This window comes from Flintibacter muris (assembly GCF_943192995.1).
Classification (GTDB): Bacteria; Bacillota; Clostridia; order Oscillospirales; family Oscillospiraceae; genus Lawsonibacter; species Lawsonibacter muris.
Window position 1 is genome coordinate 1 of sequence record NZ_CALPCP010000038.1, and the last position, 13,198, is coordinate 13,198.

Sequence of the window (13,198 nt, forward strand, 5' to 3'; positions counted from 1 at the left end):
TTCCTACATTTTATCCCTCATTAACTTTGTGGCCTGTCTGGTAATGAAGACAGACAGGCCTCTTTTCGACAGGCTGACCTCCCTTTGCGAAGGGAGGCTTTTGAGGGCGCATTCCAGCTGCCTTCTGTTTGAAGACACCGTCCAAAGATAGTGAAATCCCTCTTTACTTTCCCCCCTCAAGCGTGGTATGATAGTCCAGTTCTATAGGAAAAATTTTCTTCCAAGAAAGGAACCAAAGATATGTCACAAGTGACGCGCCGGGAGCTGTTCCCGGGGGTATGGCTGCGCGCGGTGCATACCAACAAGTTTAAAAGCTCTTACCTGTCCCTCACCCTGCTCACCCCGCTGGACCGGAAAACCGCTGGGGCCAACGCCCTGATTCCGGAGGTCCTCCGCCGGGGAACGGCGGTCCACCCGGATATGGAGAGCCTGTCCGCCGCCCTGGACAAGCTGTACGGCGGGGCCATTGAGCCCGTGGTCCGCAAGAAGGGGGAGACCCAGTGCCTGGGCTTTGTGGCCAGCTTTCTGGACGATGCCTACGCCCTGAACGGAGAAAAAATCCTGGAGCCCGCCGCCGGACTGCTGTGCGAGATGCTGCTCAAGCCCTATACCCAGAACGGCCATTTCTGCCCCGACTACACCGCTGGGGAGAAGGCCAATTTGATTGACCGCATCCGGGCCCAGATCAATGACAAGCGGACCTATGCCACCCAGCGCCTGGTCCAGGAGATGTGCAGGTATGAGGCCTTTGGCGTGGACAAGCTGGGGGATGAGGAGAGTGTGTCCGCCATCACACCGGAGGGGCTGTGGCAGCGGTATCAGGAGCTGATGCGCACCGCCCGGGTGGAGCTCTACTACTGCGGCTCCGCCGACCCGGACCGGGTGGCCGGGGCGCTGGCCCAGGCCCTGGACAGTCTGCCGGTCAATGAAAACCGCTCCAGTCCCAGCTGTGACGTGCGGGTAACCGCTGGGCCTGAGCCCATTGTGGTGGAGGAGGCCATGGACGTCAGCCAGGGCAAGCTGGCCCTGGGCTTCCGTACCGGGGGGCAGTCCTGCTGGGAGGCGGATTACCCCGCCTTTACCCTGTGCAACGCCATCTTCGGCGGCACCACCCTGTCCAAGCTGTTTATGAACGTGCGGGAAAAGCTGTCCCTGTGCTACTACGCCAGTTCGGTGGCTGAGTCCAGAAAGGGGCTGGTGATGGTGTCCTCCGGCATTGAGTTTGACAAATATCAGACTGCGAAGGATGAGATCCTGGCTCAGCTGGAGGCCATCCGCCGGGGTGAAATTGAGGACTGGGAGCTGGAGGGGTGCCGCCGCACCCTGATCGGGGCCTACCGGGCCACAATGGACGACCAGGGCCGCCAGGAGGAGTTCTGGCTGGGCCAGTCTGTGGCCGGCCTGGAGGACAGCCCGGAGGAGCTGGCACAGCAGTTGGAGCACGTCACACGGGAGCAGGTGGCCGAGTCCGCCAAACGCTTCCAGCTGGACACCATCTATTTCCTGAAGGGAAAGGAGGTCTGAGGGATGGAAAAGCTGAACTTTGCCCGGGTGGGAGAGGTTATGTACCACGAGAAGCTGGAAAACGGCCTGAACGTGTTTGTCTTCCCCAAGCCCGAATTTCAAAAGGGGTATGCCTTTTTCGCCACCAACTACGGCGGCATGGATATGCGCTTTTGCCTGAACGGGGAGTGGCACAACACCCCCGCCGGGGTGGCCCACTATCTGGAGCACAAGATGTTTGACACCCAGCAGGGCAACGCGCTCCAGGACTTGGCCGCCAACGGGGCCAGCCCCAACGCCTTTACCAGCAATGACATCACCGGCTACTATTTTGACTCCACCGAGAAATTTGAGGAAAATCTCCGCATCCTGCTCTCCTTTGTCTCGGTCCCCTGGTTCACCCAGGAGAGTGTGGACAAGGAGCGGGGCATTATCGGCCAGGAGATCGGCATGATCGAGGACGACCCCCACTGGAAGTGCTATATGAACCTGATGAAGGCCCTGTTTCAGCACCACCCCATCCGGGTGAGCGTGGCGGGAAGCGTGGAGTCTATTGCCCAGATCACTCCCGAGACCCTGTACGCCTGCCATAAAGCCTTTTACGACCCGGCCAACATGGTGCTGTGTGTGGCGGGGCCGGTGGACCCAGAGCACATCTGCCGGGCGGCCCGGGAAATCTTGCCCAAGGAGGCCGGTCCCATTGCCGCCAAGGACTATGGCGAAACGGAACAACCCCAGGTGAACCAGTCCTATATCGAGGAGCGGATGGAGGTGTCCGCCCCCATCTTCCAGCTGGGCTGGAAGGGGGACCCCCAGATCAACGGCGAGGACCGCCTGCGCCAGGAGCTGGTGGGGACGCTGGCCCTGGAGGTGCTGCTGGGCAACTCCACCCCCCTGTACGCCAGACTGTACCGGGAGGGGCTCATCAACCAGGAATTCAGCTATGGCTATGAGAGCAGTGCAGGCTGTGCCTTTTTGGCAGCCGACGGGGAATCCAAAAATCCCAGCGCCGTCTGCGCAGCTGTGGCGGCGGAGGCCGCCCGCATTGTCCGGGAGGGAGTGGACCAGGCCCTTTGGGAGCGGGTGAAAAAGGGCGTATACGGCAACAAGGTCCGGGGACTGAACTCCTTTGAGAACCTGTGCGTAGGCCAGGCCCAGGCCTTTTTTGCGGGACACGACTTCCTGCGCTTTGCGGAACTCTTTGGCTCCATCACCAAGAAGGAGGCGGAGCAGCTCATTGCCAGCTGGGTCACCGGGGAGCGTACCGCCCTGTCGGTGGTGCTGGCCAAGGAGGAGACATGATTAACACCGTGTCCTTCCCTGGTCTGGGGCTGGAGTTTACCCTGAACCGGGTGGCCTTTACCATCCCGGTGCTCAACCGGCCCGTCTACTGGTACGGTCTTATCATCACCTGCGGCCTGATTCTGGCGGTATACCTGTGCATCCGTTGGGGCAGACGGTTCGGGATTGGCGAGGACAACATCATCGACATGATGCTCTTTGCCGTCCCCGCCGCCCTGGTGGCCATCCGGGTGTACTATGTAGTGTTCAATCTGGATATCTACAAGCGGGCGGACGGCTCACTGAACTGGGCGGCCATCCTCCGCTACAGCGACGGCGGGCTGGCCATCTACGGGGCTATCATCTCCTCGGCCATTGTGCTGCTGCTGTTTTGCCGGTGGAAAAAGCTCAGCTTTCTGGCCTACGCCGATTTGGGGGTCCACGGCCTGTTCATCGGCCAGCTGATCGGCAGGTGGGGCAACTTTATGAATGTGGAGGCCTTCGGCTCCGTCACCACCCTGCCCTGGCGGATGTGCGGGCCTTCCATTGCCGCTGAGATGCTGCAAAAGGGCTATGTGGACCAGGTCGGCTATGAGGCCATCCTCAGCGGCACGCTGGGGGTACATCCCACCTTTTTTTACGAGTCGGCCTGGAACTTTGCCGGCCTGATTATGGTCTATTTCATGGGCAAAAAGCGGAAGTTTGACGGGCAGTGCTTTTTGTTCTACTTCTTCTGGTACGGCGTGGGCCGGGCCTGGATCGAGGGCCTGCGCACCGACAGCCTGTACCTCTTCGGCTGGGAGCTGTTCGGCGCGCCCATCCGGGTGTCCCAGCTCTTTGCCCTGCTCACCGGCGCGGCAGCCGGGGCGGTGCTGATCTGGGCGCTGTGGAAGTATCGGAACGGGAAAAAAGAGCTGTTTGTGGACCGGCTGGCCGGGCAGAGCGCTTCAGCAGACGAGGAGGGATGAGCCATGGCGGCAGTTGTGATGGACGGAAGGGCCCTTGCGGCCAAAATCAAGGAGGAAGTTCGGCTCCGGGTGGAGCGGATGGAGCATAAGCCGGGGATGGCCGTGGTGCTGGTGGGGGATAACCCCGCCGCCCTGGCCTATGAGAGCGGAAAGCAGAGGGACTGCCAGCAATGCGGCATCTACTACGACACCTTTCGTCTGCCTGAATCCACCACCCAGCAGGAGCTGCTGGAGGTAATCGGTGTTCTTAATGACCGGGAGGACATTGACGGTATCCTGCTTCTGGTTCCCCTGCCCGGCCATCTGGACCAGCGAGCGGCAGTGATGGCCATTCGCCCGGATAAGGATGTGGACTGTGTCCACCCCGTCAACATGGGGGATTTGATGCTGGGGGTGGATTCCTTTCAGCCCTGTACCCCGGCGGGGGTAATCCGTCTGCTGGATGAGTATCATATTGACCCGGCGGGAAAGCGATGCGTCATGGTGGGGCGGTCCAATATTGTGGGCAAGCCCCAGGCTGTGTTGCTGCTTAAAAGGAACGGCACCGTCACTGTCTGTCATACCAAAACCCGCGATCTGGCCGGGGAGTGCCGCCAGGCGGATATACTGGTCTCGGCGGCGGGCCGGGCCGGTCTCATCACTGCGGATATGGTAAAGGAGGGGGCGGTGGTGATTGATGTATCTATAAACCGGGACGCCCAGGGCCGGCTGCGGGGTGACGTGGACTACGCCGCTGCGGCGGAAAAGGCCGGGTATATCACCCCCGTTCCCGGCGGGATAGGACCGGTTACACGTTCCATCTTGATGGAAAATACCCTGACCGCCGCCCTGCGGCACGGGAAAAAGTAACATAAGGCCCCCGGCTTACGCCGGGGGCCTTATGCTGCTTAAATTTTGGTAATATCAATGGGGGTCAAGTCCTCGCTGCGGCTTTGCTGGCGGACGGTGAGCAGGGCACGGGCGGTGTCCACCGAGGTGACACAGCCCACCCCGTGCTCCACGGCGGAGCGGCGGATGCGGAAGCCGTCGCTGTCGTGCTTGCGGCCCCGGGTGGGGGTGTTGATAATCAGGTCCACGGTGCCCGAGGCGATCATATCCAGGATGTTGGGGTGGGCCTGGGATACCCGGTTGACGCTCTTGCAGGCGATACCCGCTTCGGTGAGGGTCTGGCAGGTGCCGGCGGTGGCGAACAGCTCCACGCCCATCTCCTCAAAACCCCGGGCAATGGAGATAATCTCACCCTTGTCCTCGTCCTTCACGGTGATGATGATCCGCCCGCCCTTCTTGGGGGCCCGCATGCCCGAGCCCTTGAAGGCTTTCAGCAGGGCCTGGGGGTAGGTCTCGGCCAGGCCCAGCACCTCGCCGGTGGACTTCATCTCCGGCCCCAGGCCGGTGTCCACATCGGTGAGCTTTTCAAAGGAGAATACCGGGGCCTTGACAGCGAAATACTCCGTCTCCTTATAGATACCGGTGCCGTACTCCATGTCCTTCAGCTTCTCCCCCAGCATGACCCGGGTGGCCAGGTCGATAATGGGCACGCCGGTGACTTTTGAGATATAGGGGATGGTCCGGGAGGACCGGGGATTGACCTCAATGACATAGATGTCATCGTCATAGAGGATATACTGGGCGTTAATCAGGCCCACCACCCCCAGGTGTTTGGCCATATTCTTGGTGTGCTTGAGGATCAGCTCCCGGTGCTTGTCCTCCAGGTGGAGGGGCGGGTAGACGGCGATAGAGTCCCCCGAGTGGACCCCGGCCCGCTCCACGTGCTCCATGATTCCGGGGATCAGGATGTCCTCCCCATCGAACACGCCGTCCACCTCCAGCTCCCGGCCCATCAGATACTTGTCCACCAGGATGGGGTGCTCCTGAACGGTCATGTTGATGATCTTCATAAACTCCTCAATGTTACGGTCGGAGTAGGCGATCTCCATGCCCTGGCCTCCCAGCACGTAGGAGGGGCGCACCAGCACTGGGTAGCCCAGCTCCCGGGCGGCAGCAAGGGCCTCATGGGTGGTGAAGACGGTCTTGCCTCTGGCCCGGGGGATGCTGCACTTGGACAAAATCTCATCAAACCGCTCCCGGTCCTCGGCGGCGTCCACGCCGTCGGAGGAGGTGCCCAGAATTTGAACGCCCATGTCGGTGAGGGCCTTGGCCAGCTTGATGGCGGTCTGTCCGCCGAACTGAACCACCGCCCCCCAGGGCTTTTCCTGTTCCACAATGTTCTGCACGTCCTCGGCGGTGAGGGGCTCAAAGTACAGCTTGTCCGCCACGTCGAAGTCGGTGGAAACGGTTTCCGGGTTATTGTTGACAATTATGGTCTCACAGCCCAGTTTTTTCAGGGCCCAGACCGAGTGGACGGAGCAGTAGTCAAACTCAATGCCCTGGCCAATGCGGATGGGGCCGGAGCCCAGCACCAGCACCTTTTTCCGGCCGGACCCGTCGTCCCGGGCCTCGTTCTCTCCGTCATAAGTGGAGTAGTAGTAGGGGGTTTCGGCGTCAAACTCGGCGGCGCAGGTGTCCACCATCTTAAAGGCGGGGATGATATGATACTGCTCCCGCAGCTCCTTCACCCGGGCCTGGGTCATGCCGCACAGAGCGCCGATATAGCTGTCGGCGAAGCACATCTCCTTGGCACGCTTCAGGGTGTCGATATCCGGTTCCCCCTTGCAGCGCTTCAGCTCCTCCTCCATGTCGATAATCCGCTTAAAACCGTCCAGGAACCAGATGTCCATCTTAGTGATAGAGTAAATCTTCTGGGGGGAGAAGCCCCGGCGCAGGGCCTCGGCCACCACAAACAGCCGCTCGTCGGTGACGTTTACCAGCAGCTCCTCGATCTCGTCGGTGTACAGCCCCTCCAGTTTGTCCAGCTTGAGGGCCCGGACGTTCAGCTCCAGAGAGCGGATGGCCTTCATCACCGCCCCCTCGAAGGAGTTGGCAATGGCCATCACCTCGCCGGTGGCCTTCATCTGGGTACCCAGGGTACGGCTGGCGGTGGTAAACTTGTCAAAGGGCAGGCGGGGGATTTTCAGCACGCAGTAGTCAATGGTGGGCTCAAAGCAGGCGGTGGTCTTGCCGGTGACGGCGTTGGGGATCTCATCCAGGGTGTAGCCCAGGGCCACTTTTGCGGCGACTTTCGCAATGGGGTAGCCGGTGGCCTTGGAGGCCAGGGCGGAGGACCGGGACACCCGGGGGTTGACCTCGATTACGGCGTACTCGAAGGAGTCTGGGTTCAGGGCGAACTGTACATTGCACCCGCCCTCGATCTCCAGAGCGGAGATGATGTCCAGGGCGGCGGAACGGAGCATCTGGAACTCCCGGTTGGCCAGGGTCTGGGCGGGGGCCACCACAATGGAGTCGCCGGTGTGGACGCCCACAGGGTCAATGTTCTCCATGGAGCAGATGGTAATCACGTTGCCCGCCCCGTCACGCATGACCTCGAACTCGATTTCCTTCCAGCCGGCGATACACCGCTCAATGAGCACCTGACCCACCCGGCTGAGATTGATGCCCCGCTCGGAGATCTCCTCCAGGGAGGAGCGGTCGTAGGCAATCCCGCCGCCGGTGCCGCCCAGGGTGTAAGCGGGACGGACGATTACAGGGTAGCCGATGCTCTCGGCAAAGTCCACCGCGTCCTTCACGCTCTCCACCACCAGGGAGGTGACGCAGGGCTGCTGGATAGACTCCATGCAGTCCTTAAAGCCCTGGCGGTCCTCCGCTTTACGGATGGATTCGGGGGAGGTGCCCAGCAGCCGGACGCCGTATTTTTCCAGGGTGCCGTTCTCGTGGAGGGCCATGGCCAGGTTCAGGCCGGTCTGGCCGCCCAGGGTGGGCAGGATGGAGTCAGGCCGCTCCATCTCGATTACCTGGGTGACGGAGTGGATGTTCAATGGCTCAATATACACGTGGTCGGCAATGTCCTTGTCGGTCATGATGGTGGCGGGGTTGGAGTTGACCAGCACCACCTCCAGACCCTCCTCCTTCAGGGCGCGGCAAGCCTGGGTGCCGGCGTAGTCAAACTCGGCGGCCTGGCCGATGACAATGGGGCCGGAGCCCAGCACCAGGACCTTTTTTACATCTGTATATTTGGGCATTACTGAGCACCTCCCTTTTTAGCAGCCATAGAATCAATAAAGCGGTTGAACAGATATTCCGTATCCTTGGGGCCGGCGTTGGCCTCGGGGTGGAACTGGGTGGTAAAGCAGTTGGGCCGCTTATAGCGCAGGCCCTCGCAGGTGCCGTCGTTCACGTTGACATGGCTCACCTCGGCCACCGCCGGGTCCACCGAGTCGGCCAGCACCATGTAGCCGTGATTCTGGCTGGTGATGAACACCCGGCCCTTCTCCACGTCCCGGACGGGGTGGTTGCCCCCCCGGTGGCCGTAGGCCAGCCGTCCGGTTTTAGCCCCGGTGGCCAAGGCCAGCAGCTGGTGGCCCAGGCAGACGCCGAAGAGGGGGATGTCACTGTGATAGAGCTTTTTCAGCTCCTCAATGATGGCGGTGTTCTCCGCCGGGTCGCCGGGGCCGTTGGACAGCATCACCCCGTCGTAGCCTCCGGACAGCACATCTCCGGCGGAGGTGGCGGCGGGCAGAGCGGTAACCCTGCACCCACGGCGGCGCAGGCACTCGATCATATGCTGCTTTACACCGTAGTCCATCATGGCCACATGGTACTTCTCCTCGCCGTAGGCGGGGAAGACCTCCGGCTCCGGACGGGTGACCAGGGCCACGGTGTTCTCCACCCGGTAGGATTTCAGCTCCTCCAGAACCTGGGCGATATTAAAATGCTCCGCACAGGTGAGCATTCCGTTCATGCTCCCCTCATTGCGGAGTATCTTGGTCAGCGCCCGGGTGTCCACACCCTGGATGCCGGTGATGTTGTGTTCTTTCAGGTAGCTGCCCAGGTCGCCCTCACAGCGGAAGTTGCTCCCCCGGGGGGACAGATGGCGGACCACAAAGGCCTCCACCCAGGGCCGGCGGGACTCGTTGTCCTCACTGTTCACGCCGTAGTTGCCGATCAGGGGATAGGACATGACCACGCCCTGCCCGGCGTAGGAGGGGTCGGTGAGGATCTCCTGATAGCCGGCCATGGAGGTGTTGAACACCATCTCACACACCCGCGTCTCGGTGGAGCCGATGCTGGTGCCGGAGAAGATGCTCCCGTTGGCTAAAATCAAGGTCGCTTTCATTCTTTCGTTCACTCGCTTTCCGTTCCAGTACTGTTGCCCATATGTGTAATCAAGTTATTTTATCGAAAAAACCGCCCCTTGGCAAGATGGCGTTTTCCCTTTTTCTGTATAAATATCCGGTGGATATTTGGGCAATTCGTGGGATAAATGCTGGCGGACCGGGAAAGACTGTAAAAAGCCTCCCTCTCAGAGGGAGGTGGCATTGGCGAAGCAAATGACGGAAGGTTTTCTCCTGTTGGTACGCAGGTGTTACTTTATTTGGAAAACCCCCAGTCAGCTTGGCTGACAGCCCCCTTTGCGAAGGGGGCCTTTGGAGCGACTGTAAGGAGGCAAGCCTATGTTTACCGGCCTTTTACGGACCATCATTTTATACATGATTATCATAGTTGGGGTGCGGCTGATGGGCAAGCGCCAGGTGGGGGAGCTGGAGCCCTCTGAGCTGGTGCTGTCGCTGATTATCGCGGACCTGGCGTCTGTCCCCATGCAGGACTACGGCATCCCCCTGCTCACTGGCGTGGTGCCCATTCTGGCTCTGCTGTCGGTGACCATGATTTTGTCGGTGCTCACCATGAAAAGCGTCAAATTCCGGGCACTGCTGTGCGGAAAACCCAGTATGGTGGTGTGCAACGGCACCCTGGTGCAGCGGGAGATGGACAAAACCCGCCTCACCGTGGACGAGCTGCTGGAGGAGCTGCGCATCAAGGGGTATACCGACATCAGCCAGATCAAATATGCCATTCTGGAGACCAACGGCCAGCTGTCCGTACTGCCCTACGCCAACCAAAAGCCCCCCACAGCCCGGGACATGAAGGTGGCCGTGGAGGAGAACGGCCTGCCCCGGGTGGTGGTCAGCGACGGCCGCCTGCTGGAGCAGAACTTAAAGTCTCTGGGTCACGACCGCCCCTGGCTGGACAGACAGCTGGCCCAGCACGGATGCAAGGACCTGTCAAAGGTGTTCCTTGTGCTGGTGGACGAAACGGACGCCGTCTATTTTGCTCAAAAGGAATCATAACCGCCCGCTGGACGGTTATGCAGGGGCGGCCTGTATCCACCCCTACACAAAATGGGAGGAAGAAGGATGAAACGACTTTGGATCGCGGCGGCGCTGCTGCTGGTTCTGCTGGGGGCCAGCCTGACCAATGCATGGTATGCCCAGAAGCTCACCGGCGACATGCGGGAGGGCCTGCGCCAGGCCCAGACCCTGGCCGAACAGGACGACTGGCCCCGGGCGGAGGCCCTCACCCGCCAGATTTATGAAGACTGGCAGGAGCACCACTTCTACTTTCACACCACCATGCGCCACAGCGACACCGACCAGGTCCTGCGGGGCTTTCGAACGGTGCTGGAATACCTCAAGCTCCAGGAGCCGGACCAGTACAACGCGGCCAATGCCGACCTGATGGCCCAGCTGGAGCTGCTGGCCGAAATGGAACAGCCCACAGCGGTCAATGTGCTGTAGCGGTGTATCCGCTACTCCACCGTTACGCTTTTGGCCAGATTCCGGGGTTTGTCAATGTCACAGCCCCGCATGAGGGCCACATAGTAGGCGAACAGCTGGAGGGGAACCACCCCCAGACAGGGGAGCAGCAACTCATGGATATCCGGGATGGTCATCACTGCGTCGGCAGTGCGGGCCATCTCCTCCCTGCGGCTTTCGGCAGTGAGGGCCAGCACGGCGGCTCCCCGGGCCTTGACCTCCACCACATTACTCATGGCCTTGGAGAACAGCCTTCCATAGGTCCCAAGGGCCACCACCAGGGTGCCCTCCTCAATCAGACTGATGGTGCCGTGCTTCAGTTCCCCGGAGGCGTAGGCCTCCGAGTGGATGTAGGAGATCTCCTTCAGCTTCAGGGAGCCCTCCAGCCCCAGGGCGTAGTCCAGATTGCGGCCAATGAAGAAGATGGGGTTGTGGTTGAAGTATTTGGAGGCGAAGTACTGGATATCGTCCCGTTGGGAGAGGACCTGTTCCATCTTGCCGGGCAGCTCCTGAAAGGCGGTGACAGCGGCACGGTATTCCCCGTCTGGAACAGTTCCCAGCTGTCTCCCCAGCCACAGGGCCAGCAGGGACAGCAGGGCCAGCTGGGTGGTATACGCCTTGGTGGTGGCCACGGCGATCTCCGGCCCGGCCCAGGTGTACAGCACCTGGTCTGACTCCCGGGCGATAGAGGAGCCCACCACGTTGACAATGGACAAAATATGCGCACCCAGCCGCCGGGCCTCCCGCAGGGCGGCCATAGTGTCCAGCGTCTCGCCGGACTGGCTGATGACAATGACCAGGGTGTGTTCGTCCACAATGGGGTCCATATACCGGAACTCAGAGGCCAGGGCCACCTCCACCGGCACACGGGTGAGCCGCTCCAGATGGTATTTGCCCACCATGCCCACATGGTAGCTGGAGCCGCAGGCCACGATATAGATGCGGCTCATGTTCCGGATGTAGGCCTGGCTGAGGGAGAAGTTCTCAAAGACCACCTCACCCTCCCGGATGCGGGGGGAGAGGCACCGGCGCAGAGCCTGGGGCTGTTCCATGATCTCCTTGAACATAAAGTGCTCATATCCGCCCTTTTCAGCGGCGTCAATCTCCCAGTCAATGGAGACAATCTCTTTCTCAATGGGCTGCATCAGGTGGTCGTAGCACCGGATACCCTCCCGGGTGAGGACAGCCAGCGTACCCGCCTCCGCGTCGAACACCGCCACCCCGGCGGAGTTATACCCCCGATATTCCAAACGGGACAGGCCCTCCAGCAGAATGGGTGCAGCCTGCTCCTGTCCGATAAAACCTACGATCCCACACATAATGATTCCTCTTTACATGGAACATAATGCTTGCTTATCCGGTACATACAGCTGTCTATTATATGGCCTCTTCCAGAAAATTACAATTTGCCATTTGCTTGAAAATCTGCTATACTATGGCCGACAATTTGTGAAAGGGAGGCCTGAGTATGGGCAGAGAATTTGGAGCGCCCTTCGGCGTGACGAAAAATGGGGAGGAGGTCCGGGAGCTGACCCTGAATAACGGAGTGCTGACGGCCAAGGTGATTACCTTCGGCGGGGTGCTCCGCGTCCTCACCGTCCCCGGAAAAAGCGGCCCGGTGGATGTGGTGTTGGGCTATGACAGCCTGGCGGAGTATGAGGACAACGGCGGCTTTTTCGGAGCCCTGATAGGCCGCTATGCCAACCGCATTGCCAAGGGGAAATTCACCCTCAATGGTAAGAAGTACACCCTGGCCCTGAACGACGGCCCCAACCACCTCCATGGGGGCAATGTAGGCTGGTCCCACCGGGTTTGGACGGTGGCGGAGGCGGAGGCGGACAGGGCCGTCCTCACGCTGGACAGCCCCGACGGGGAGGAGGGCTACCCCGGCCATCTTCAGGTGAAGGTGACCTATGCCCTTGAGGGGGACACCCTGTCCATCCGCTACCAAGCCTCCGGCGACCAGGATACTCCCTGCAATCTGACCAACCACAGCTACTTCAATCTGTCCGGCCAGGGGAGCGGGACTGTGCTGGACCAGGAGATCCAGCTGTATGCCTCCTCCTACACGCCCGCTGACAGCACCAGCATCCCTCTTGGAACGGTGGAGCCAGTGGAGGGCACCCCCATGGACCTGCGCGCCCTCACCCCCATTGGGACTCATATTGATGAGCCCTTCCAGCAGTTGGAGTGGGGACATGGCTATGACCACAACTTTGTGGTGGACGGCCAGCCCGGCGCCATGCGTCCCGCGGCCATGGCCCGCAGCAGGGCCACCGGCGTGGTCATGGAGGTGGAGACCGACAGCCCCGGCCTCCAGTTCTACACCGCCAACTTTGTGGAGGAGGGGAGAAGGGGCAAGGAGGGGGCTGTCTACAGCTTCCGCCACGGCTTCTGCCTGGAGACCCAGCACTTCCCCGATACCCCCAACCAGCCCGCCTTCCCCTCCGCCACCCTGCGGGCAGGAGCCAAGTATGACCAGACCACCCGGTTCCGTTTTACCCGGATGGAAGGTTGATTGTTTAGTTGGCTTAACGTGAACTGTAAGTATCCGGATAGCTGGTTACATTCGGAAACTTGTAAGGAGTTTCATGCAAAATGTAAGAGATATTGGTAAAGTAAGGGGTATTTTTCGCTCAAAAAATACATACTGCTCAGAGCAATATCAGTAAAATGCTGAAGGGCATGACACTACTGGCCAAATCGTATCACGTTTCAGTTGACTGGCTGTTGGGGTTGTCACGAAAAAATTTTTAGCACACTGAACCCGCCCAAGGC

At 60.5% G+C, this 13,198-nt stretch carries 9 protein-coding genes and 1 pseudogene; 7 read left to right on the forward strand and 3 right to left on the reverse strand.

Annotated elements, in window-relative coordinates:
* The first annotated feature begins 240 nt into the window (after positions 1 to 240).
* The 4 genes from yfmF to NFS22_RS18845 are packed head-to-tail and all read left to right on the forward strand — an operon-like array spanning position 241 to position 4,601.
* Complete coding sequence (yfmF, locus tag NFS22_RS18830; RefSeq protein ID WP_251319265.1) at positions 241 to 1,524, forward strand: EF-P 5-aminopentanol modification-associated protein YfmF; 1,284 nt, start codon at positions 241 to 243, stop codon at positions 1,522 to 1,524.
* A gap of 3 nt (positions 1,525 to 1,527) precedes the next feature.
* On the forward strand, positions 1,528 to 2,805 hold the full coding sequence (gene yfmH, locus NFS22_RS18835; RefSeq protein ID WP_251319266.1) for an EF-P 5-aminopentanol modification-associated protein YfmH: 1,278 nt from the start codon (positions 1,528 to 1,530) through the stop codon (positions 2,803 to 2,805).
* Positions 2,802 to 3,752, forward strand: a complete 951-nt coding sequence (lgt, locus tag NFS22_RS18840) for a prolipoprotein diacylglyceryl transferase (protein ID WP_251319267.1) — start codon at positions 2,802 to 2,804, stop codon at positions 3,750 to 3,752. Before yfmH ends, lgt begins: the two co-directional genes overlap by 4 nt.
* A gap of 3 nt (positions 3,753 to 3,755) precedes the next feature.
* Positions 3,756 to 4,601, forward strand: coding sequence for a bifunctional 5,10-methylenetetrahydrofolate dehydrogenase/5,10-methenyltetrahydrofolate cyclohydrolase (locus NFS22_RS18845; protein ID WP_251319268.1), 846 nt, complete (start codon positions 3,756 to 3,758; stop codon positions 4,599 to 4,601).
* Between the two features lie 38 nt (positions 4,602 to 4,639).
* On the opposite strand, the gene carB is transcribed toward NFS22_RS18845, so the two are convergent.
* Together carB and NFS22_RS18855 are read right to left on the reverse strand one after the other, a co-directional pair.
* Positions 4,640 to 7,849: a carbamoyl-phosphate synthase large subunit gene (carB, locus tag NFS22_RS18850; protein ID WP_251319269.1), complete on the reverse strand. Its 3,210-nt coding sequence runs from the start codon at positions 7,847 to 7,849 to the stop codon at positions 4,640 to 4,642.
* Positions 7,849 to 8,943: a carbamoyl phosphate synthase small subunit gene (locus tag NFS22_RS18855; protein ID WP_251319297.1), complete on the reverse strand. Its 1,095-nt coding sequence runs from the start codon at positions 8,941 to 8,943 to the stop codon at positions 7,849 to 7,851. Before NFS22_RS18855 ends, carB begins: the two co-directional genes overlap by 1 nt.
* A 337-nt stretch (positions 8,944 to 9,280) precedes the next feature.
* On the opposite strand from NFS22_RS18855, the gene NFS22_RS18860 reads away from it, so the two are divergent.
* Both NFS22_RS18860 and NFS22_RS18865 read left to right on the forward strand, forming a co-directional pair.
* Positions 9,281 to 9,955 carry a DUF421 domain-containing protein gene (locus tag NFS22_RS18860; RefSeq protein ID WP_251319270.1) on the forward strand — a complete coding sequence of 225 codons (675 nt, stop codon included), beginning with the start codon at positions 9,281 to 9,283 and terminating at the stop codon, positions 9,953 to 9,955.
* Between the two features lie 66 nt (positions 9,956 to 10,021).
* Positions 10,022 to 10,402, forward strand: coding sequence for a DUF4363 family protein (locus tag NFS22_RS18865; RefSeq protein WP_251319271.1), 381 nt, complete (start codon positions 10,022 to 10,024; stop codon positions 10,400 to 10,402).
* An 11-nt stretch (positions 10,403 to 10,413) separates the two neighbouring features.
* On the opposite strand, the pseudogene glmS reads toward NFS22_RS18865, so the two are convergent.
* Positions 10,414 to 11,616, reverse strand: a pseudogene (gene glmS / locus NFS22_RS18870) (glutamine--fructose-6-phosphate transaminase (isomerizing)); the annotation flags it as partial.
* A gap of 272 nt (positions 11,617 to 11,888) precedes the next feature.
* Here glmS and NFS22_RS18875 point away from each other — a divergent pair.
* The gene (locus NFS22_RS18875) at positions 11,889 to 12,938 is read left to right on the forward strand and encodes an aldose epimerase family protein (RefSeq protein ID WP_251319273.1); all 1,050 of its coding nucleotides are present in this window, start codon (positions 11,889 to 11,891) and stop codon (positions 12,936 to 12,938) included.
* Positions 12,939 to 13,198 lie beyond the last annotated feature (260 nt).

Coding starts and splice junctions, on each gene's coding strand:
- yfmF (WP_251319265.1), top strand. CDS start 241: ATGTCACAAGTGACGCGCCGGGAGCTGTTCCCGGGGGTATGGCTGCGC.
- yfmH (WP_251319266.1), top strand. CDS start 1,528: ATGGAAAAGCTGAACTTTGCCCGGGTGGGAGAGGTTATGTACCACGAG.
- lgt (WP_251319267.1), top strand. CDS start 2,802: ATGATTAACACCGTGTCCTTCCCTGGTCTGGGGCTGGAGTTTACCCTG.
- NFS22_RS18845 (WP_251319268.1), top strand. CDS start 3,756: ATGGCGGCAGTTGTGATGGACGGAAGGGCCCTTGCGGCCAAAATCAAG.
- carB (WP_251319269.1), bottom strand. CDS start 7,849: ATGCCCAAATATACAGATGTAAAAAAGGTCCTGGTGCTGGGCTCCGGC.
- NFS22_RS18855 (WP_251319297.1), bottom strand. CDS start 8,943: ATGAAAGCGACCTTGATTTTAGCCAACGGGAGCATCTTCTCCGGCACC.
- NFS22_RS18860 (WP_251319270.1), top strand. CDS start 9,281: ATGTTTACCGGCCTTTTACGGACCATCATTTTATACATGATTATCATA.
- NFS22_RS18865 (WP_251319271.1), top strand. CDS start 10,022: ATGAAACGACTTTGGATCGCGGCGGCGCTGCTGCTGGTTCTGCTGGGG.
- NFS22_RS18875 (WP_251319273.1), top strand. CDS start 11,889: ATGGGCAGAGAATTTGGAGCGCCCTTCGGCGTGACGAAAAATGGGGAG.